The sequence below is a fragment of the Gemmiger formicilis genome (assembly GCF_016901605.1).
GTDB lineage: Bacteria > Bacillota > Clostridia > Oscillospirales > Ruminococcaceae > Gemmiger > Gemmiger formicilis_B.
Genome location: NZ_JACJKP010000004.1, coordinates 1 through 21,263, shown reverse-complemented (window position 1 = coordinate 21,263; position 21,263 = coordinate 1). Strand labels below are relative to the sequence as shown.

The 21,263-nt window shown below is 61.1% G+C and carries 18 protein-coding genes and 1 pseudogene; 2 read left to right on the top strand and 17 right to left on the bottom strand.

What is annotated here, in order from left to right:
* Window position 1: 1 nt before the first annotated feature.
* Window positions 2-547 carry a TetR/AcrR family transcriptional regulator C-terminal domain-containing protein gene (locus H6B10_RS00720; protein ID WP_204648998.1) on the bottom strand — a complete coding sequence of 182 codons (546 nt, stop codon included), beginning with the start codon at window positions 545-547 and terminating at the stop codon, window positions 2-4.
* Between the two features lie 83 nt (window positions 548-630).
* On the opposite strand from H6B10_RS00720, the gene H6B10_RS00715 reads away from it, so the two are divergent.
* Window positions 631-1,479, top strand: a complete 849-nt coding sequence (locus H6B10_RS00715) for a MurR/RpiR family transcriptional regulator (protein ID WP_204648997.1) — start codon at window positions 631-633, stop codon at window positions 1,477-1,479.
* Between the two features lie 72 nt (window positions 1,480-1,551).
* Here H6B10_RS00715 and H6B10_RS00710 read toward each other — a convergent pair whose 3' ends face one another.
* The 3 genes from H6B10_RS00710 to H6B10_RS00700 all read right to left on the bottom strand — a co-directional run bounded on the left by H6B10_RS00710 (window position 1,552) and on the right by H6B10_RS00700 (window position 4,439).
* Window positions 1,552-2,490 (bottom strand): ROK family protein, encoded by a 939-nt coding sequence (locus tag H6B10_RS00710; protein WP_204648996.1) that lies wholly within the window; start codon window positions 2,488-2,490, stop codon window positions 1,552-1,554.
* A 139-nt stretch (window positions 2,491-2,629) separates the two neighbouring features.
* Window positions 2,630-4,003: an MATE family efflux transporter gene (locus H6B10_RS00705; RefSeq protein WP_204648995.1), complete on the bottom strand. Its 1,374-nt coding sequence runs from the start codon at window positions 4,001-4,003 to the stop codon at window positions 2,630-2,632.
* Window positions 3,993-4,439, bottom strand: coding sequence for a MarR family winged helix-turn-helix transcriptional regulator (locus H6B10_RS00700; RefSeq protein ID WP_204648994.1), 447 nt, complete (start codon window positions 4,437-4,439; stop codon window positions 3,993-3,995). Before H6B10_RS00700 ends, H6B10_RS00705 begins: the two co-directional genes overlap by 11 nt.
* A 176-nt stretch (window positions 4,440-4,615) precedes the next feature.
* Between H6B10_RS00700 and H6B10_RS00695 the strand changes: the two genes are divergently transcribed.
* Window positions 4,616-5,029, top strand: coding sequence for an EamA family transporter (locus tag H6B10_RS00695; RefSeq protein ID WP_204648993.1), 414 nt, complete (start codon window positions 4,616-4,618; stop codon window positions 5,027-5,029).
* 79 nt (window positions 5,030-5,108) lie between these two features.
* On the opposite strand, the gene H6B10_RS00690 is transcribed toward H6B10_RS00695, so the two are convergent.
* From H6B10_RS00690 to H6B10_RS00630, 13 genes and pseudogenes are all read right to left on the bottom strand, one after another.
* Window positions 5,109-6,143, bottom strand: coding sequence for an alcohol dehydrogenase (locus H6B10_RS00690; protein WP_204648992.1), 1,035 nt, complete (start codon window positions 6,141-6,143; stop codon window positions 5,109-5,111).
* A 145-nt stretch (window positions 6,144-6,288) separates the two neighbouring features.
* Window positions 6,289-7,770 carry a 4-alpha-glucanotransferase gene (malQ, locus tag H6B10_RS00685; RefSeq protein WP_204648991.1) on the bottom strand — a complete coding sequence of 494 codons (1,482 nt, stop codon included), beginning with the start codon at window positions 7,768-7,770 and terminating at the stop codon, window positions 6,289-6,291.
* Between the two features lie 19 nt (window positions 7,771-7,789).
* Complete coding sequence (locus H6B10_RS00680) at window positions 7,790-8,815, bottom strand: LacI family DNA-binding transcriptional regulator (RefSeq protein WP_204648990.1); 1,026 nt, start codon at window positions 8,813-8,815, stop codon at window positions 7,790-7,792.
* A gap of 59 nt (window positions 8,816-8,874) precedes the next feature.
* The gene (locus H6B10_RS00675; protein ID WP_204648989.1) at window positions 8,875-9,723 is read right to left on the bottom strand and encodes a carbohydrate ABC transporter permease; all 849 of its coding nucleotides are present in this window, start codon (window positions 9,721-9,723) and stop codon (window positions 8,875-8,877) included.
* A complete protein-coding gene (locus tag H6B10_RS00670) occupies window positions 9,723-10,574 on the bottom strand; it encodes a carbohydrate ABC transporter permease (protein WP_204648988.1) in 852 nt (283 codons plus the stop codon). Before H6B10_RS00670 ends, H6B10_RS00675 begins: the two co-directional genes overlap by 1 nt.
* Before the next feature lie 101 nt (window positions 10,575-10,675).
* Complete coding sequence (locus H6B10_RS00665; protein ID WP_204648987.1) at window positions 10,676-12,025, bottom strand: ABC transporter substrate-binding protein; 1,350 nt, start codon at window positions 12,023-12,025, stop codon at window positions 10,676-10,678.
* Between the two features lie 333 nt (window positions 12,026-12,358).
* Complete coding sequence (locus H6B10_RS00660; RefSeq protein ID WP_204648986.1) at window positions 12,359-13,558, bottom strand: YibE/F family protein; 1,200 nt, start codon at window positions 13,556-13,558, stop codon at window positions 12,359-12,361.
* Window positions 13,559-13,680: 122 nt separating this feature from the next.
* Window positions 13,681-15,306 carry an alkaline phosphatase gene (locus H6B10_RS00655; RefSeq protein WP_204648985.1) on the bottom strand — a complete coding sequence of 542 codons (1,626 nt, stop codon included), beginning with the start codon at window positions 15,304-15,306 and terminating at the stop codon, window positions 13,681-13,683.
* Window positions 15,307-15,697: 391 nt separating this feature from the next.
* Window positions 15,698-16,357: a zinc ribbon domain-containing protein gene (locus tag H6B10_RS00650; RefSeq protein ID WP_204648984.1), complete on the bottom strand. Its 660-nt coding sequence runs from the start codon at window positions 16,355-16,357 to the stop codon at window positions 15,698-15,700.
* Between the two features lie 145 nt (window positions 16,358-16,502).
* The gene (locus H6B10_RS00645) at window positions 16,503-17,630 is read right to left on the bottom strand and encodes an AI-2E family transporter (protein ID WP_204648983.1); all 1,128 of its coding nucleotides are present in this window, start codon (window positions 17,628-17,630) and stop codon (window positions 16,503-16,505) included.
* Between the two features lie 181 nt (window positions 17,631-17,811).
* The gene (locus H6B10_RS00640; RefSeq protein ID WP_204648982.1) at window positions 17,812-19,761 is read right to left on the bottom strand and encodes an FAD-binding protein; all 1,950 of its coding nucleotides are present in this window, start codon (window positions 19,759-19,761) and stop codon (window positions 17,812-17,814) included.
* Window positions 19,762-19,777: 16 nt separating this feature from the next.
* Window positions 19,778-20,545: a 3-ketoacyl-ACP reductase gene (locus H6B10_RS00635; protein ID WP_204648981.1), complete on the bottom strand. Its 768-nt coding sequence runs from the start codon at window positions 20,543-20,545 to the stop codon at window positions 19,778-19,780.
* 15 nt (window positions 20,546-20,560) lie between these two features.
* Window positions 20,561-21,263: pseudogene (locus H6B10_RS00630) on the bottom strand (flavin oxidoreductase/NADH oxidase); the annotation flags it as partial.

The following is a 21,263-nucleotide window of genomic DNA, read 5'->3' as shown; positions in this document are numbered from 1 at the left end:
TTCAGGAGTGGAGGATGTGCCCCCAGGGGTTCTGGAACAGCAGCCAGTACAGCTGGTTGACCAGGGTTTCTTTTTCGGCGTTGGTGCGCAGGGGCTGCTGGATCAATAACCCCGAAATCCCGCAGGCGTAAAACTGCAAAAAAGCTTCCTCGTCGGCGGGGGACATGGCCAGGTTGGGGTGCATCCGGTGCAGCATATCCTGCAGGTAGGTGGTGAACACCTGCACGAACTGCCGTTCCAGCTGTTCCCGCCAGCGGCTGGCCAGTAAATGCTGCAAAGTCTGGCGGTGGTCGTTGGTGTAGTTCACGAACAACCGCAGGGCTTCGTGGGGGTCCTCGGTGCGCATGCTCTGTTCCATCAGCTGTTGGGCACCCTGCCGGGTCCACCAGTCCACCACATCCAGCACGTCCTCAAAATGGTAGTAGAAGGTCTGGCGGCTGATGCCGCACAGCGTCACCAGCTCTTTCACGGTGATTTTTTCCAGACTTTTCTTTTCCAGCAACTCCAACAGTTTGTCGGCGATCTGCCGTTTTACATCGGCCTGCATCCTGCGTTTCCCTCCGTTTCTATGCGGATATTGTAACACAACAACCCGGTTGCGTCCAGCACTCCCATGGGCGCAGCATCGGAATGAATCCACGGAATTTCTGGGAGCTGCTGCGTGAAAAGTACAGCGAGCTTACCCGTTCGGGGCGGCTGGTGGCGGACTACCTGACCCAGCATGCGGAGCAGGCCCAGTATCTGTCCATTTCGGCGTTGGGGGCGGCCTGCGGTGTGGCCGAAGCCACCATTTTCCGCTTTTGCCGTTCCCTGGGGTTTGACGGCTACAACGAAATGAAGATCGCCCTGGCCCAGGCCAACGCGATGCCCAATGCAGAGGATGCCTACTGCATCCTGCCCGATACCGACACCGCTACCCTCTGCAAACAGGCGGGGGCTGTCTCGGTGGATGCCATCAACGGTACGTTGGGGGTGCTGGACCCGGCGGCGGTGGATGAGGCTGCCGCCCTGCTGGAACAGGCCCGGCAGGTGTTCTGTTTCGGGCAGGGGGGCAGCCAGATCCTGGCCAACGATATCTGGGCGCGGTTTGCCGTGATGTCCAACAAGTTCCGTACAGCGGGCGGCAGCCACATGCAGACCCGGGCCACCAGCCTGATGGGAACAGAGGATGTGGTCCTGTTTGTGTCCTACTCCGGGGCGGCCCGGGACATGATGGAGACCCTGCGCCTGGCCAAGGAAAACGGCGCCAGGGTGATTTTGCTGACCCATTATGCCGACGCACCGGGCAATGCGCTGGCCGATGTGGTGCTGCTGTGCGGCGCCAAGGACAGCCCGCTGGACAGCAGCAGTATCGCGGCCAAAATCGCCGTGCTGTTTGCGGCGGAAGTGCTGGTGCTGCGCTACAGCCTGAACAACCAGGAAACCGCCCAGGAAGCCCATGAGCGCACCAGCCGGGCGTTGGAAAGCAAACGGCTGTAAGGTTTTGGATACAACAAAAGTCCCCGGCACAACACGTTCGCGTTGTGCCGGGGACTTTTGTTTTGTGGAAAATCAGGCCTGGTGGCGGGCCAGCAGCGCAGCGCCGATCACACCGGCGCGGTAGCCCAGCTGGCAGGTGGTAATGCGGGTGTGTTTTTCAGCATAGGCATCCCCAAAGACCATGGGAGCCACGGCTTCCCGCAGGGGAGCCAGCAGGTTTTCGCCCTGGTTGGCAACGCCGCCCGAAAGACCGACCACTTCCGGGAAGAAGATGTTGATCAGGTTGGCAATGCCCACTGCCAGCGCGTGGGTGTACTGTTCCACCACAGCTTTGGCGGTTTCGTCCCCCAGTGCGGCGGCATCAAACACGGTGCGGCCGTTCACCCCGTCCCGGGCGGCTACTTCGTGCAGGCGGCTCTCGGGGTGGGCTTCCATGGCTTCCCGGGTCATCCGGATCAAAGCCGTGGCACTGGCCAGGGCTTCCAGGCAGCCCCGGCGTCCGCAGGTGCACAGGGGCGCGTTGGGGTCATCGGTAATGACCATGTGGCCGGGCTCTGCCGCCGCGCCGGTGTAGCCGGTCAGCAGCTTGCCGTTCAGCACCACACCGCCGCCTACGCCGGTGCCCAGCGTCAGGATCACGGCGCTGTCGGCACCCTTGGCACAGCCTGCCAGCGCTTCGCCCAGGGCGGCGGCGTTGGCGTCGTTGGCCAGGTAAACGGGCAGATGGGTACGGGCTTCCAGGTAGGGGCCCATGGCAAAGTCGTGCCAGTCCAGATTGTTGGAAAAGCGCACAATGCCCCCGTCAATGGTGCCGGGGCAGCCTACGCCGATGCCGGCAACCTCCTGCCCGGCGGCCAGTTCGGCGCACATTTCGGAAATGTCATCGCACACCGCTTCCGCAGGGCGGGGCAAACGGGTGGGACGGCTGGCTTCCTGCAGGATCACACCCTCCTCGTTCACCAGGGCGGCCTTGATGTTGGTGCCGCCGAGATCGACTCCCAGATAATACATACAGCAATCATCCTTTCGCGGAAAGATCGGCCCGTCCGTCGGGGCCGCTGAAACTACCCACATGATACCACAAACCCACCGGTTTGTCAGCCGTTACGGGGCCGGAAAAAGCGATTGCCGGGGATAAAATTTCCCGGGGTCAGGCCGGCTGCGGGGCCTTTGCGGCAGACAGGCGGCGCAGTTCGGCGCGCATGGTCAGGGCCGAGGTGACAAAGGCGATGAAATCGGCCACCGGGGCGGCAAACAGCAGGCCGTCCAGCCCCCAGATGCGGGGCAGGATCAGCAGCAGCGGCACCAGGAAAAACACCTGGCGGGTCAGGGCCAGCAGCAGGCCGCGGATGGGTTTGCCGATGGCGGCAAAGAAGTTGGAGGAAAGCAGCTGTACACAGTTGACCACCACCATGAACAGGTAGGTGCGCATGAACTTGACGGCAAATTCAAAATAGAGATGGTCGCCGGTGCCGAACAGCGAAACGATCTGTTTGGGGAACAGCTGGAACGCCACAAAACCCACGGCCGAGATGATCAGGCTGAGCCGGACGGCCAGCCGGTAGATGCCGCAGACGCGGTCATACTTGCCGGCGCCGTAGTTGAAGCTGATGATGGGCTGGGTGCCCTGGGAGATGCCCACGATGATGCCCAGCAGAATGGCGTTGATCTTGATGACGATGCCGCTGGTAGCCAGAGGGATCTCGCTGCCGTAGATGGACTGGGCGCCGTAGTAGGTCAGGGAGTTGTTCAGGATGATCTGCACAAAGGTGATGGCGATCTGGTTCATGCTGTTGCTCAGCCCCAGCGAAGCGATGCGCCGCCACAGGGCGGGGCGGGGGCGGAAATCCTCCCGCTGAAGATGGATATTGCGGAACCGGGGCAGATAGGCAACGGCCATGGCGCAGGAGGCAGCCTGCCCGATGACGGTGGCCCAGGCGGCGCCGGCCACGCCCCAGTGGCATACAAAGATGAATACCGGGTCCAGAATGGTGTTGATGATGGCGCCCAGCAGCATGCAGGTCATGGAATAGCGGGGGCTGCCGTCGGCACGCACCAGGTTGCTGATGGCGTTGGTCAGGATCAGCAGCGGCATGCCCAGCGCGGTGATGCGGGTGTACTGAATGGCGTAGGGCATTACGCTGTCGGTGCCGCCGAACAGCCGCAGCAGCTGGGGCAGGAACAGTTCCACCAGCACCATATACAAAATGCCCAGGGTCACCATCATGGTCACGGCGGCGGCCACCACCCGGCGGGCAGCTTCCGGCCGGCCGGCACCCAGATTCAGGTTGAAGTTGGCGGCGCCGCCAATGCCGATAAGCAGCGCAATGGCCAGGCAGATGGTGGTAAGGGGGTAGGCTATATTGGTGGCTGCATTGCCCAGATACCCCACACCCTGGCCGATGAAGATCTGGTCCACAATGTTGTACAGGGAACTGACCAGCATGGCCAGAATACTGGGGACGGCAAAAGAGCGCAGCAGTTTGGGCAGCGGTTGACTGCCCAGCGGGTTTTCATTGGTCATGTTGGGGTTCCTCCTCCTCATTTTCGGCTACGGCGCGCAGTGCGGCGTCCCGCAAAGCGTCCTGCAATTGGGCGCGGGTGTCGGGCGCCAGCCCGGCCAGCATGGTGTCCTGCCATTCCCGGCGCAGCCGGGTAATGGCGGGGTAAACGTCCAGCGCCTTCTGGGTGGGGTACACACAGAAGGTGCGGCGGTCTTTGGGATTGCACCGCCGCTCCAGAAACCCCTGCTTTTCCAGCGCCAATATGGCGCGGGTCACGTTGCTGGGGTGAATGTAGAACATCTGCAAAAAGCGGTCCTGGGTCAGGCCCGGCTGCTCGCACACCCGGACGATATACATATACTGGCTGGCGTTCAGCCCGTAAGGCGCCAACACACGGTCCATGTGCATGGCTGTGTGGCGCGACGTAATGGATACCCATTTGATAAAGTCATCCATGGCAAACCTCTCCTTTCCATACAGCAGTATACACCCAAATCATTGCGCACGCAAGCATTAATTTGCGCACGCAATGATTTTGCGCGCAAAACGGTGGCATCGACCGCCGCCGCGTGGTATAATGGAAACCGGCAGTCCGGTGGACTGTACATTGTTGTAAGGGAAGCGTTTTTCCCATGTGGTTTGTTTTTGCGGTGGGGTCGTCGGTGTTTGCGGCCCTGACTTCCATTCTGGCCAAAATGGGCATAGAGGGCGTCAACTCCAACCTGGCCACGGCGGTGCGCACCACGGTGGTGCTGGCTATGGCCTGGGGCATGGTGTTCCTCACGGGGACCCAGGGCGGCATAGGGCAGATCAGCCGCCGCAGCTGGCTGTTCCTGATCCTGTCGGGGCTGGCCACTGGCGCCTCCTGGCTGTGCTATTACAAGGCGCTGCAGCTGGGACCCGCCAGCAAGGTGGTGCCCATCGACAAACTCAGCGTGGTCATCACCCTGGTTCTGGCTGCGCTGCTCCTGCATGAGCAGGTCACCCCCCGCTCCGCTTTGGGCTGCGGGCTCATCGCGGCCGGTACGCTGTTGATGGTAATGTGAATAGGTGAACAAGGGAACAGGCCCGCGCGGCAATTGCCGTGCGGGCCTGTTCCCTTCTCTTCTTGGAATTTTTCTGGGTTCAGCAGCGGATGGCCACTTTGATCACGCCGTCCCGGCGGTGTTCAAACAGGTCGTAGGCCGCTTCAATGTCCTTCAGGTCGTAGGTGTGGGTGATCAGCGGGGTGGTGTCCAGCTTGCCTGCGGCGATCAGGTCCAGCGTTTCCTTGCAGTGGCAGCCGTCCACGCCGCCCGTTTTGAAAATCAGGTTCTTGCCGTACATATCCGGCAGGGGCAGGGTCTGGGGACCGTCGTACAGCGCCACCACCGTTACAATGGCATTGGGGCGGGCACACTGCCACGCCAGCCGGAAGGTATCATCGCTGCCCGCTACCTCCAGCACGGTGTCGGCGCCGCCGTGGTCGCTGTGGGCGGCCACAAAGTCCGGCAGGTTTTCCGGCGGGGAGGTCAGTACTGTGGGGTAATGGGCCTGCACAAAAGCCAGCCGGGCGGGGTCCTTGTCACAGACGATGACCCGCTTGGGGGAATACAGCTGCACGCACTGCAGGGTGCACAGTCCCGTGGGCCCCGCACCCAGAATCAGCACGGTGTCTTCCGAGGTGATCTCGCTGATCTGGGCCGCCCAGTAACCGGTGGCCAGCACGTCGCCCACAAACAGGGCCTGTTCGTCGGTCACGGTGTCCGGGATGGGGGTCAGCCCCTGGTCGGCGTAGGGCACCCGCACGTATTCCGCCTGCCCGCCGTCGATCCGGCAGCCCAGCGCCCAGCCGCCGCTGGGGTCGGTGCAGTTGTTCACCCAGCCGTGGCGGCAGAAAAAGCATTCCCCGCAGAACGTCTCCACGTTCACGGCCACACGGTCCCCGGGGCGCACGGTGGTCACGGCGGAACCAACCTGTTCCACAATGCCCACCATCTCGTGCCCTACGGTGATGCCCGGCACCGCCCGGGGCACCGACCCGTGCTTGATATGCAGGTCACTGGTGCAGATGCTGCCCAGGGTCACCTTCACAATGGCATCCCGGTCGTTCTGCAGGGTGGGTTTGGATTTTTCTTGCAGGGCAAACACGCCCTCTTTCACATAGGTATACGCCAGCATAGGCAAGGCCTCCTTTTGCCTTTATGGTAGCACAGGGCGCCGCAAAATACCAGCGCCTGCAAAAAAATCCCGCCTGCGGTGTGCGCCGCAGGCGGGTGGGTATAGGCCGGGGTGGGGAAGGGCCGACCCCGGAGGAGGAAACCATTTATCCGTTCAGGCGGCCGTACAGTTCCATCTGACGGCGTACCTTGGCGGCCAGCGCCTCGTCAAAGACGCCGGGCAGCGCCCGCCAGCACCAGTTGCCGCCCAGGGTGGACGGGGTGTTCATACGGGCTTCGTGCCCCAGGCCCAGCAGGTCCTGTGCCTGTACAACGGCCAGGTCTGCCACGCTGGCCCAGGCGGCACGCATCATGCCCCAGTGGTAGCCTTCCTCTTTGGTCAGGGGCAGGTATTCCAGGGCGTGGGCAATGTCCGGGGCGGGGGCGGTCTGGAACCAGCCGTTGATGGGTTCGTTGTCGTGGGTGCCGGTGTAGACCACACAGTGCCGGGGATAGGTGTGGGGCAGGTAGTCCCCGCCGTCCCGGCTGTCAAAGGCAAATTCCAGCACCTTCATGCCGGGGTAACCGCTCTGATGCAGCAGTTCCCGCACATCGTCGGTCAGGAAGCCCAGGTCCTCGGCAATGATGGGCTGTTTGCCCAGAGCCTGTTCCACGGCACGGAACAGAGCAATGCCCGGCCCCTGACGCCACCGCCCGCCGCAGGCGTCGGTCTGGCCGTAGGGAATGGCGTAGTACCCCGCAAAACCGCGGAAATGGTCAATGCGCAGCATATCGTAGGTGCGGCACAGCACCCGGAAACGCTGCACCCACCAGGCATAACCGTCCCGGGCCATGGCGTCCCAGTTGTACAGCGGGTTGCCCCACAGCTGCCCGGTGGCGGAAAAACCGTCCGGAGGGCAGCCCGCTACCTCGGTGGGCAGCAGGTTTTCGTCCAGCTGGAAGGCTTCCGGTGTGCTCCAGACGTCCACACTGTCGGCAGCCACATAGATGGGCAGATCCCCGATGATGCGGATGCCCCGCCCGTTGGCGTAGTCTTTCAGGGCCCGCCACTGGGCAAAGAAGAGATACTGCACCCCCTGCCAGAAGGCGATGGCCTCGGCACAGCGGGCGCGGGCGGCGTCCAGGGCGGCAGGGTCACGACGGCGCAGGGCCGGTTCCCATTCGGTCCAGGCACGGCCACCGTGCTCGTCTTTCAGGGCCATGAACAGGGCGTAGTCCGGCAGCCAGAAAGCGTTGTCCGCACAGAAATCGGCGTAGGCCGGGGGCGGATTCTGCAAAAGCCGGTCGCAGGCTTTGCGCAGCACCGCCCAGCGTTTGCGGTACAGTGCCCCGTAGTTTACCCGGTCGGGGGTGCTCTCCCAGTCGATGGTCTGGTATTCTTCGGGCGTCAGCAGGCCATCCTCGGCCAGGGCGTCCAGGTCAATAAGATAGGGGTTGCCCGCGTAGGTCGAAAACGACTGGTAGGGGCTGTCCCCGTAGCTGGTGGGGCAGATGGGCAGCAGCTGCCAGTAGCGCTGCCCCGCTGCTGCCAGAAAATCCACAAAAGCCCTTGCCGCCGCGCCCATTGTGCCGACGCCGTAAGGCGAAGGCAGACTGGACAGGTGCATCAGCACACCGCTTGCGCGCATGGGCAATTCCTCCTTTCGGTCAATGGGTCTCGTCTGCAAGGGGCAGGCGCAGGACACTTTCGCCCTCCAAAAGCTCGTAGGGCACCAGTTCGTGTACCGCGTCGCTCTGTTCCTCAATGCAGCGGATCAGAATAGCCACGCCCCGCCCGGCCATCCGTTCGGCGGGCTGGCGTATAGTGGTCAGCCGGGGGGAAAGATACCCCGCCAGCTCAATGCCGTCAAAGCCGCATACCGACACATCCTCCGGCACCCGCAGACCGTGGTCCTGCAGTGCCCGCATGGCGCCGATGGCCATGATGTCACTGAAGGCGAACACGGCGGTCAGGTCAGGCAGGGTGTTGAGCAGATGCTCCATGGCCTGGTAGCCGCCGGCCAAAGTGTAGCGGGCGACGGTGTACTGCCGGGTGGGCTCAAAGGCCAGCCCCCGGCGGGAAAACTCGCTCAGGCAGCCGCTCAGACGGGCGGAACTGGGCTGGGAGGAGGTCAGGTCGCCGCCGATGAAACCGATGCGGCGGTGGCCGTTGTCCAGCAGATGCCCCACCATCCGGGCCGCGGCGGCCACGTCGTCCACGCTGACGCTGGACAGGTTGGCAATGGCTGCGGTGGCGGCGGTGTTGGTCATCAGCAGGCAGGGCACGCCCAGCTCCTCCAGGTCGGGGCCGAAATGGTTGCGGTCGGAACCCAGAAAGATCACCCCGTGGGGTTTGTGTTCCCGGCAGATCTGGCGGGCGCGGTCCACCTCGTTGTCGTTTTCATCGATGTAGTAGACCATGCCGTTGTACCCGGCGGCCGTACATTCGGTCTGCATTTTTTCCAGCACTGAGGCAAACAGCATGTTGTGGGTGCCTTTTACGATCATGGCAATGCCCTGGCTGGCCTGTTGTTTCAGGTGTTTGGCGTTGGAATTGGGCTGGAAGTTGTATTTGTGGATCACTTCCAAAATGCGTGCCCGGGCAGCGGCGCTGACGTTGGGGTTGTTGTTGATCACGCGGGAGACGGTGCCCACCGCGTACCCGGCCTCCCGGGCAATATCCTTGATCGTCATGCCTTACCCCTTCTTTTCTTAGGATGCCGTCCCCCGGCGGGGACGTATGCAGGCTGGAATCAGCCCTTGACGGCGCCGGCCACGACGCCCTCGATGATGTACTTCTGGCACACCAGATAGAGAATGACCACCGGCAACACGGTGAGCATGATGCAGGCCATCATGGGGCCCATTTCCACCTTGCCGTAGCTGCCCCGGAAATACTGGATCGCCATGGGAATGGTGCGGTATTTTTTGATATCCAGTACCAGGGTGGGCAGCAGATAGTCGTTCCATACCCACATGGTTTCCAGAATGGCAGTGGAGATCATGGTGGGTTTCAGGATGGGGCAAACCACCCGGAAGAAGATCTGCAGCGGGTTGCAGCCGTCGATCATGGCCGCTTCCTCAATTTCCACGGGCATGGATTTCATAAAGCCGGTGAACATGAACACCGCCAGCCCGGCGCCGAAGCCCAGGTAGATGATGCAGATGTTGTAGGGCGTGTTCAGTTTCAGGGTGTCGGCGGTTTTGGCCAGGGTGAACATGACCATCTGGAAGGGTACCACCATGCTGAACACGCACAGATAGTACATGCCGGTGGACAGTTTGCCGTGTACCCGGGTGATGTACCATGCGCACATGGAGCAGCACAGCAAAATCAGCAATACCGACGAAACCGAGATGAATAAACTATACCAGAAGGAGGACAAAAAGTCCATGGAAGTGATGCCGTAGATATAGTTCTGCAGGCGCACAAAGGTTTCGGAGGAAGGCAGCTCGAAGATACGGGTGGTGGAGATGGCCCGCTCCTGCTTGAGGGAGTTGAGCAGAATCAGCACGATGGGGTAGACGTAGGCAACGCACAGCAGCCCCAGCACCACCGAGATCACAGCGTTGACGCGCTTGGTGTTTTTGGAATTCTGCATTACTGCTGCACCTCCTTGGAACGGGTCAGCCGAAGCTGGATCAGGGCGATGACGACCACCGCCAGGAAGAACACTACGGCCTTGGCCTGGCCGATGCCCTTCCACTGGGCACCGCTGCGGGCATAGAAGGTATCGTAGATGTTCAGAGCCAGCATCTGGCTGGCTTTGGCGGGTTCGCCGCCGGTCAGGGACAGGTTCTGGTCAAAGAGCTTGAAGGAGTTGGTCAGGGTCAGGAAGGTACAGATGGTAATGCTGGGCATGACCATGGGAATCTTGACCCGGGTAAGTACCTGGCGGCTGGTGGCGCCGTCGATGCGGGCGGCTTCGATCAGGTCGGTGGGGACGTTCTGCAATCCGGCAATGTAAATGATCATCATGTAGCCGATCTGCTGCCAGCACATCAGGATCACGATGCCCCAGAAACCGTAGGTGGCGTTCAGGGTGATCAGGGGCTTTTCCAGCACGGTCAGCAGGCCGTTGAGCAGTGTCTGCCAGATATAGCCCAGTACCACGCCGCCGATCAGGTTGGGCATGAAGTAGACGGTACGGAAGATGTTGGTGCCTCGCACATGCCGGGTGAGCAGCAGCGCCAGGGTAAAGCCCAGCACGTTGATGAGCACGGTGGACACAATGGTAAACGCCGTGGTAAAGACGAACGCATGGACAAAGGTGTTGTCCTGCCAGATTTTGAAGTAGTTGTCCAGGCCCACGAACTGCACGTTTTTCACCGTGGTGAACTTGCAGAACGACAGCCCGATACCCCAGATAAAGGGCCAGATAAAGCCGATGATAAAGGCCGCCAGCGTGGGCAGTATGAACACCGGCCAGAATTTTTTAATCGCTTTTTCCATATTGATTTCCCCACAAGAAAAGCGGGAGGGGCGGGCGTTTGGTTCGCCCGCCCTTCCCGCATGGTATCATTGGTCGGTCTGCCGGACCCGGAAGGCGTTTTTTACGCGGTAGCGTTCAGCGCAGCCTCGGTAGCCCAGCCGTCCACGAAGGCGGTCACGACGCCGTCCCAGTCACCGGTGCCGGCGGCATAGGCGGTCAGGGCAGAGCCCACGCCGTTCTTCCAGTTTTCGGAAGGCATGGTGGTGAAGTTCCAGGACACGGGGGTCTTGCCCGCAGCGGTCATTTCCTGGTCCTGCTTTACAAAGACGTTGCTGGATTCCTGGGCGCCCTTGAAGGGGATAACAAAGCCCATGTCATTGGCCATGGCCTTGGTGCCTTCCTCAGAGGTGACACACCAGTTGATGAAGTCCAGAGTGGCCTGGATGTCTTCTTCGGGGGCTTCGCTGTTGACGCACCAGTAGTTCTCGGTGCCGGTGCACAGGCCCTGGTTGGCTTCATCGCCCACGCCGAAGTAGATGGGGATCATGGCCAGGTCGTCATCGGTGAAGGTGCCGTCCTGGGTCAGGTTGACGTATTCCCAGGAACCGTTCTGATAGAACACGGCTTCACCGGCCAGGAACTCGTTGCGGCTGTCATCGGCGGTCTTGCCGGCCAGCTCGGTGGGAGCGCAGGTGGAGTTGTTGATGTACAGGTCAAAGATGTTCTTGTAGTTGTCCAGGTAGGTGCCCTTGATGGCATCGGTGGAGGTGATGCCTTCGTCCTGGTACTCAAAGTAGATGGGCAGGTTGGCCAGGTGGGTCTTGTAGCGCCAGTCGGAGGAAGAATCCATGCCGGCGGAGGTGAAAGCTGCGAAGCCCAGCTCGTCCTGGCGGGCGGTGATGTCCTCGGCGACTTTCTTCAGGTCCTCAAAGCTCTTGATATCGTCGATGGTGTAACCGGCTTTTTCCAACAGGGTCTTGTTGGTGATCAGGCCGTAGGACTCAATAACGTAACCGATGCCCAGGGTGGCGTCGCCGTCCTTCAGGGCGTAGGTGTCGCTGGTCAGCTGGCCCAGAATGTCGCTGCCGGTCAGGTCATAGCAGTAATCCTTCCAGTTGGCCAGGCCGATGGGGCCGTTGACCTGGAACAGGGTGGGGGCGTCGCTCTTGGCCATCTCGCTCATCAGGGTGGTTTCGTACTCGCCGGAAGCGGCGGTCACCACGGTGACGGGAACACCGGTCTGTTCGGTGTAAACCTTGGCCAGCGCCTGCCACTGTTCATCCTGCTCGGGTTTGAAGTTCAGGTAGTAGACCTTGCCGGCAGCGGTGGTGCTGGCGGCGGAGGCTTCGCTGGTGGCGGTGTCGCCGGAAGAAGCAGCGGAAGAGCTGCTGCCGGACGAGGAACAGCCGGCCAGCAGTGCTACGGCCATGGTACCGGCGATGCCCAGAGAAAGAAGTTTCTTGGCTTTCATGTTGTTCTCCTCCTTGAAAAAGGTGTTGTTGCCCGGGAGCCGGGCGAGTGTGCTTTTGCGTGTCGGTTGGTAACGTTTCCAACCTTTCGATGCCACTATGGTACATCGTTTTTCACAAAAAAGCAATAACTTTTTCCGTTTTTTAATCAAGTTTGTTTAAAACCACAAGAGAGAACCCGGCCTTTTGTGCATTTCGCACGGGAAAAGTTACAAATTAATTGAAACCGTTTCCATTTTGTCATTTTTTACGATGCTGCAACCAACCGGTACAAAAAAGCAGCCGGTCCCCGTTCCGGGACCGGCCGTTTTCAGCGAAAGAAAAACAAACAACGGTTACGCCGCAGGCTTGGCAGGGGGCGTTTCCTTCTGCGGGGCGCGGGTCAGCAAAAGCCCTGCCACCACAGCGGTAAAGGGCGCCACCGTTACCAGACCAAAGCTGCCCACCAACGTCTGCAAAATCTCGCTGGCTACATATTTGTAGTTCAGAATATTCAGGATGGGGGTGCCCTGGGCCATAAAGACCATCAGCTGGGCCATGCATCCGCCGGAGTAAGCCAGCAACAGGGTGGTGGTCATGGTGCCCATGGCCGCCTGCCCGATGCGCATGCCGCTGCCCACCGCCTCCCAGGCGCCGATGCCCGGCTTTTTGCGGATAACTTCGCTCACGCCGCTGGTAATGTCCACAGCCAGGTCCATCATGGCGCCCGCCGCCCCGATGAAAATACTGGCCATGAAAATATTGGTCAGGTCCAGGTTCTGGTACCCTGCGTACAGCAGCGTTTCGCTGTCGCTCATCACGGCGCCGTGGATCTTCAGCAGGTGGGTGAACAACATGCCCAGTCCGCAGGCGGTCACGGTGCCCAGCATGCTGCCCAGCACCGCCACCAGACTGCGGCGGTCATAGCCGTACACGAACACAATAATGACCACCGTCAGCAGCGCCACCAGCAAAAGGCCCATCAACAGCGGGTTGCCGCCCTTCAGGCAGGTGGGGATCATCACCTTCCAGATGGCCAGCACCGTGATCACGAAGGAGAGCAGTGCCCGCACGCCGCCGGGGCCTGCAAACAGAATGAGCAGCAGCGCAAAGAAGAGGGCCAGCACCCATTCCCAGGTGATACGGTAATGGTCGATCATCGTCACCGAGGTGACGGTGTCCCCCTGGTAGCTGACCACCACAAAGGCGATGTCCCCCGGGGCAAAGATCTTGTCCTGGGAAAGACTGCCCGAGAGCAGGTTGGCGCCCTGGACTTCCCGGCCTTTGAACAGCCCTTCCTCAATGCGCAGGGTGCAGACCTGCTCGCCGGTCTGGATCAGCCCGGTGGAGATGACGGTATCCTCGTTGGTAGCCAGCACGGTGGCCCGGACTTTTTCGGTGCCCTGGTAGATGACGGCGCCTTCGTAGCCGGTGGGCAGCGCCAGCAGCACGGCGGTCAGCAGCAGCCCCGGCAGCAGGGTGGCCCAGCCTACCGGCTGGTCGCCCCATACCCGGCGCAGAAAGGTGAGGATCGAACGGAAAATACGTTGCAGCATGGTTACATTCTCCTAAACCAAAAGGATGGCCCCTTACGCAGCGCGGCCCCGCGGCGCAGAGCGCTGCGGGGTCACGCTGAGTCAACAAGAAGGGGAATACAGAAGCCGGGGACGGGCGGGCATCAGGCCACGCCGGTCAGCTCGGCCAGGTTGAAGTAAACCTGGGTGTTGTCGTAGTAGCCCTGGAACAGGTCCTGGCCGGCGCCCATGGCGAAGACGGCTACCGGCAGGCCGGTGTGGCTGTAGCTGGTGAAGCTGATGCCGGACTTGTTGTTCAGAATGTGGGTGATGGTAACGCTCAGCGGTTCATAGGAGCCGTAGAGGACGTACTCTTCCTGGGTCAGTTCGGTGTCCTCGGTCTTGGTCATGGTCAGGTCGTAGGCGTCGCGCAGTTTCTGCAGTTCGTAGTCGGTCATGACCAAAGAACCGCTGGTCACGCCGGTGGGGTGGCTGCTGGCGTTGTCGGTGGTCACACCGGTTTCGCCCTGCTGGCCGGAGGCTTCCTCGGTGGTCAGGCCGAAGAGGTTCTGCACATCCACCAGAACGTCCTCAAAGGAGGTGCCGTTCTCTTTGTAGGCGGCGACATAGTCGCTGTCAAACTTGGCGTAGCTGATCTTCTGGTTGGCCAGGTTCTGCAGGAAGGTGTCGTAGTTGGTGCCCGCGTAGCCGATGGTCAGACCACCGGTCTCGTGGTCGCCGGTCACCAGGATCAGCGTTTCGTCGGGGTGTTCGTTGTAGAATTCCACCGCTTCGTCCACCGCATCGGACAAAGCCTGGGTGTCATGCATGGTGGAACCGGCGTCGTTGGCGTGGCAGGCCCAGTCGATCTTGCCGCCTTCCACCATCATGAAGAAGCCGGTGTCGTTGTCCAGCACTTCGATGCCTTTGTCCACATAATCGGCCAGACTCCACATGTCGTCGGTGCGGTCCAGCTCGTAGGCCATGGCGTCGCCGTCGGCCAGGTGCTCATCGATCAGGATGGCCTTGCCGGTGTCGGCGGTGATGGCTTCGGCTTCCGCCTGGGTCTTGGCCACGGTGTAGCCTGCCTCGGCGGCCAGGGTGTACAGGTCAGGCTGGTCCTCGTCGGCGCCGGTGGGCTCCAGCAGGGCGCCGCCTGCAAAGTAGTCAAAGTTGCTGTCGATCATCTCCAGGCCGATGTCGTAGTAGTTGGAGCGGCTGGCCTGGTGGCAGTAGAAGGCGGCGGGGGTGGCATGGTTGATGTTGACGCTGGATACCACGCCGATCTTGTAGCCCTTCTGGTCCTTCAGCTTTTCGCTGATGGTCTCATAGGCAACGGTACCGGTCTCGTCCATGTTGATGGTGCCGGAGTAGGTCTTGTGGCCGGTGGACAGCGAGGTGGCCGTGGAAGCGGAGTCCGGGCAGAAAGAGGTGCTGTCGTAGGTCTGGGCGCTGCCCACTACCGGGAAATCCAGGAAGGTGAGGGAATCCTCGTGCTGGAGGATGGCACCGTCACCGCCCATGCTGGTACCATTCTGCAGGGCGCTCAGGTAGTAGTTGGTGCTCTGGATCTGGGGGTAGCTCATGCCGTCGCCGATGAAGAGGAAGATGTACTTGGGGGTCTTGGCGGAAGTTTCGGCGGTGGCGGGGGCAGCGGTCTCGGCAGCCGGGGTGGCAGCCGCAGACTCGCTGGCGGAGGTGGTGGAGGCGGTGCTGCCGCAGGCAGCCAGGCTGGCGGACATGGCCGCGGCGCCCAGCAGCGCCAGGGCACGTTTGCTCAGGTTCTGCATGACGATTTGACTCTCCTTACTTTCTTTTCTCCATGACTGGCCGGGACCACCCGGCAGCACAGCGGCCCCTGGCCGCTTGCCGAAATCATTATACCCGGGTGTGTCCGGCGGCCGAAACCATACTGCGGTTAAATCCCCGTAAAAAAACAGGCAGTGCCGCAGCGGTTTTGTAAAAATCGGGAAAGGCCCCCAAAGGCCGGGCGGCAGGGCGAAAAAACAAAAAGAGGAACAAAAAAATCCCCCGGACAGAAAAAATCTGTCCGGGGGATTGGATTTTGTGCGGGAACCGTTTGTAAAAAAGCGGTCAAATTCCGGTGCGTGGGATATCTGTGAGAAGAAAGAACCCCTCCGTGCAAGAATTGTCCGGGGCAAAAGGATTTACGGTCGATGGTTAGAAGATATTGCCCATGGAATTGACATCCAGGCACCAGTCGCGGCCGCACTTGACCACATACATCTCCGTGCTGCTGTCATCCACTTCTTCGCCTTCGGAGTCCAGTAATGTAATATGAAGCTTCAGCTTTTTGGCAGCAGAAATTTTAACATTGTATTCTTCGTAATCGTCTTTCAGATCTGCCAGATCTTCTCCGGTAATATTTTCTGTCGAAACAATCTCATGTGTCATCGTCCAGTCTTCACCGGCCAAAGCTTCCATCATGGAGAGGCTGCTTTCCAGCTGCTCATCCATGTCATCCAGCTGCTCCTCGTATTCATCCTCATCCATGTCGGACTCTTCCATGGCAGCTTCTACCATGCCGTCCGGGACAAGGCTCATCAGGCCGCGGGTGTCTGCGTTCAATACCGATTCAAACAGCTGATCAATGGTCTTTTCGGCGCTGCGCCCACCCAGGGGGCCAACGGCAAACAACAGAGAAACAACAATGACCGCAACCAGCACCACTGCGCCGATCAGCACAGGCAAATTAGGCTTTTTGGCGGCAGGGGCAGTGCCAGCTGTTTCTGCAGCAGGTGCTGCACCTGTAGGTGTACCGCACTGGGGGCAAAAGGTCACGCCTTCTTCCAGTTTGGCGCCGCATTTTCCACAAAACATGATTTCTCCTCCTTTGATGCTTCACGTCTTTGGCGAACTCCGCAGGAAGCTGGTGATCACCAAGATTATGTTGATTATAACGCACTTCGGGAGTACAGTAAAGAAAAACGCAAAAAAACATGAACGAATAATAAAAATTGTGATGTTACGCCTTGGGCGCAGCGGCAAGTCCCTGTTTGCGGTGCACGTCGGCGCGCAGCAGGCGGTAGATGGTGGCGGTAACGGGCACAGCCAGCAGCATACCGGCAATGCCGCCGATGCCGCCGCCCAGGGTCACGGCGGTCAGTACCCAGATGCCCGGCAGCCCGATGGAGGTACCCACCACACGGGGGTAGATCAGGTTGCCTTCCAGCTGCTGCAGAATGGCAATGAAGATCAGGAATCCCAGGGCCTGCAGCGGGTTGACCGTCAGGATCATGAAGGCGCCCACCGCGGCGCCCAGGTAAGCGCCCACCACCGGCAGCAGGGCGGTGGCACCCACCAGAGTGCCGATCATGGTGGCGTAGGGCAGACGGCAGATCCACATACCGATGGTACACAGCACACCGATGACGATGGCCTCGGTAAACTGGCCTACAAAGAATTTGGTAAAGGTATCGTGGGCGGTGCTCAGCACATACCACAGGCGGCGGCAGACCCCCTGGGGCAGGTAGGTTTCAGCCAGCAGATGGAACTGCCGGGCCAGTTTTTCCTTGCCGGCCAGCAGGTACAGGGCAAAGATGACGCTGATGATCAGCTGCATCACCCCGCCGCCCAGACTGCTGAGCAGCCCTACGGCGGAGTTGAAAACATTGCCCATGCCGGAGGTCAGATGGGTGGTGGCTTTTTGCAGCAGGTCCGGCCAGTTCACATTGAGGGAGCGCAGCCAGGATTCCAGCTGGGGCACGGTGACGTCCAGGGAATCCAGCCAGGCCAGAAAACGGTTGACGGCCGGGGGAACGCCCACCAGCATGACGCGGAAGGCGTCCACCAGCTGGGGAATGATGATCAGCACCAACAAGACCATTACCAGAATGATGATGACCAGCGACCCGATGATGCTCAGCGCCCGCCGCACGGGGTAGAGCCGGGAATCCGGGTTGCGCAGCGGGGGCAGGGCTTCCAGGCGGGTGATGGGGATATTGAGCACATAGGCGATGCCGCAGCCCACCACCAGCGGGGTAAGCAGGGAGGCAAACAACCGGATGCCCCCCAGCAGGTCGTCGCTGTATTTGAGAAGCAGCAGAATCACCGCGGCGGCAGCCAGATACAGCCAGGGCTTTTTATTGAGCATGGAAAAGTTCCTTTCTGTAATGGAAGTATAAATCTACTATACCGTAACGCCCGGCGCTGCGCAAGGGACAATCCCAAAGATTTGTATGGCTGCCGCAGGAAAAAACGGCCCTGCCGGAAAGCAGAGCCGTTTTTTCTGAAAAAGAAGAACAAAGAAGAAAGCTGCACAAAGCAGGGGGATGTCAGTCTACCAGACCGGTCTCGCGGAAATCCCGCCAGACGTTTTCAAAGAAATCGTCATCTTCGGGGATGGGGCGGGGGCTGCGCCAGCCCAGGTGGCAGGCGCCGTCCGCGTACCACAGTTCCTGGATGCGGTTTTCGCCGTCCTGTTCCAGGGTGTAGGTAAAGGTATCGGGCAAAACGGGGTAAGGCTTGGTGCCGTTGGGGTCGGTATACAGGGCGCTGCCCCGGCTTTTGCCGCCCCGGGCCGCATAGTCCAGCATGGCGGTCAGGTAGGCGGCCTGGCTCATCAGCATATCCCGCAGGCGGAACACCATACCCAGCTCCGCCGGATTGGACGCGGTGACCCGCTGGGCAAAATGGTTGAGCAGGTCCTCCACCTGGCCGCAGTAGGTACTGATCTGGCGGATGTTGCGGATGGCGGCGCCGCAGCGGCTCATGGCCTGACCGGCCTCCCGCCAAAGGGTGCGCACGTTGCCGGTGGGGGCGCTGCACTGGCGGGCCAGCGTATCCATTTCCACCAGGGCCCGGCGGGCCTCCCGGGTGAAATGGGCAGGGGCTTCGCCCCGGCGGCGTGCGGCAATGTGCTGGGCTGCGCGGGTGCTGCCCACCTGGCCGGCGTTCAGCGCCGTGCCCCCCGGGCGATAGACACCGTGGCTGGCGGCTGCTTCGCCTACGGCAAACAACCCCTCTATATTGGTCTGCCACCAGCAATCGATGCCCAGGCCGCCGTTGTTGTGCTGGGCGCACAGGGCAATCTCCAGCGGTTCGGTGGCCAGGTCCACGCCTTTGTCGCGGTAAAAATCAATGGCGGGCTGGTTCATGTGTGCCAGCCGCTGAATGGGGGTGCCGAAACAGGCCCCCGCCCGCTGCAGATAGTCCCGGGCTTCGTCGGGCAGGTCCTCATACCGGAACTGCCCGTTCACGGGATTGGTGCGGTAATCCAGGTAGACCCGGCGGCCCTTGCAGCTTTCCAGATATACCAGAATGTCGATGATGGAACTGCCGTCGGCCACTTTGCGCACATCAAAGGGCCACTGGTAGCCTTTCAGGAACAGCTTGCCCAGCATCTCGGCCGGGGTGCGGAAAAAGTTCATCAGGAATTCCCGCTCGTCGCTGCCGTCCGCCGCGGTGGAAAACACCCGGGGCAATACCTGCATGTAGGTGCCCGAAACGTTCCAGCGCGGCTTGACCGATGCCAGCCCGTACTGCCACTCGGTCAGGTTTTTGCCCCGGGCGCCCGCTTCCAGCGCCAGACCGGTAGCGCCGTACTGGCTGAAGGGGTAGACGCTGTCCGCATACATGCCGGCAGGGCCGCCGGTGGCATAGATGATGTTCTTGCAGCGGATCAGTACAAAGCGGTCGTTGTCCGCCGCGGCGGTCACGTCATAGCACAGCAGGCCGCTGATGCTTTGGCCGTCGCTCAGGATCTTGATGACCTGCAGTTTGTCCAGCAGCGGGATCTGCTTGTCCAGTACGGCCCGCTCCAGACATTCGGTCATGGCCTTGCTGGTGTAGGGGCCTACGCTGGTAGCCCGGCGGCGGGGGTCATGGTCGGTTTTGTAGCCGATGTACTCCCCGTAGCGGTTGCGGGGGAACGGTACGCCCAGTTCCACCAGTTTCATAAAACATTGGGTGGAGAGCGCTGCCTCGCACAAGGCAATGTCCCCGTCCACGCAGCGGCCCTCGTACAGGGTCTGGGCCATTTCGCGCACGCTGTCGGGGTCGCCGCCGGCCAGTGTCAGCTTGTAATAGGTCTGTTTGTCGCTGCCGGTGTTGCGGCTGGTGCCGCCCACCCGGTTTTCGGTCACCAGCAGAATGTCATGCTGGCCCAGGGCCCACAGCCGGTCGGCGGCGTTGTAGCCGGCGGCGCCGGTGCCCACAATGGCGGTGTTGCAGCTGTATACCCGGGCGCTGCGGCCGTCGGCTTCAAAGCGTTGGGGTTGTGGCACGGTCACAGTCCCTCCTTTACAGGCGCTGGATGTGGAAGCCGCCGTCCACGTCGATGTAGTTGCCGGTGGTGTAGGTGAATTTGTTGCTGCACAGGGCACTTACCACCCCGGCTACGTCCTCGGGGGTGCCCCACCGGGCAATGGGGAAGGCCCCTTGCTCGATCAGGCTGTCATATTTGCCCTGTACGGTGCTGGTCATGTCGGTGGCAATGACGCCGGGGCGTACCTCGTTCACCAGAATGCCCTCCCGGGCCAGGCGGTCGGCGTACAGGGTGGTCAGCATGGACACGCCGGCTTTGGATACACAGTATTCCCCCCGGTTGGTGGAGGAAACGGCAGCGCTGCAGCTGGATACGTTGACGATCACGCCTTTGCGGCCGTCCAACGGTTCCTGGCAGATCATCTGGTTGGCCACCAGCTGGGTCAGGAACATATTGCCTTTGGTGTTCACGCCCACCACGTAGTCAAAGCTCTCCTCGCTCATTTCCAGCAAGTCGGCGCGCACTTTGGGGGCAACGCCCGCGTTGTTGATCAGGGCGTCCACACGGCCGAAGGCGGCCAGGGCACCGTCCAGAATCTTGCGGCGGTCCTCACTGCAGCCGATATTGGCCTGCACGTAGGCGCAGTCGATGCCCAGTTCCCGCAGGGTGTCCAAGGCGGCCTGGTTTTTCTCCTGCGGGCCGGTGGCCACCATGACAATGTTGTAGCCGTCAAGTCCCAGCTGACGGGCGATGGCAAAACCGATGCCCCGGCTGGAGCCGGTTACAATGGCAGTTTTTTTCATACAAGACACTCCTCATCAGCCGCGGAAGTTGGCGGGCTGGTTCTTTTTGTTTTCCAGAAATTCTTTGTAGAAGGGCAGGAAGGTTTTGCTGTCCCGGATCACACAGCCGGTGGGCTTGTGGGCGCGGATCAGGTCGCCGCACTTGCCGCAGGCAAGGCAGACGCGGGCAGGGTCCAAGCGTCCGTTGTGCAGGATCTGGTTGGCAAAATCCGGCTGGGCAAACGCCATGCGGCCGAACAGCATGCCGTCGCACAGGCCCTGCTCCACCGCCCCGGCGGTGAACAGATCGGCGTACTGGCGCAGATAACTGGGAGCGGAGGCCCACACCGTCATCTCCGGCACGGCTTTTTTGACCGCACCGATGCCGTGGATCATCCGGTCCAGCCCCACAAAGGGGTGTTCGTCCGGTTCGTATTTGCCAAAGTCGAAGGGCCGGGTGATGTGGGTGGTGGCATAGGGGTTGCCCATGGTCAGGTCCACCATGGCCAGGCCGTATTCGTCGTGCAGTTCCCGCACCAGCCGGATGGGTTCCCGCAAATCGGGGGCCAGGCCGCTCTCGGGGCTGACGCCGAACCCGTAGGGATAGGCGTACCCGTCATAGATGCCGAGGCGCGCCGTGACCATGAAGTGGTCGTCCTCCCACACTTTGGCGGCGGCAATGCCGTTTTTCAGCAGGCGGGTGCGGTTTTCGTAGCTGCCGCCGTAGGGGCCCGGCCGG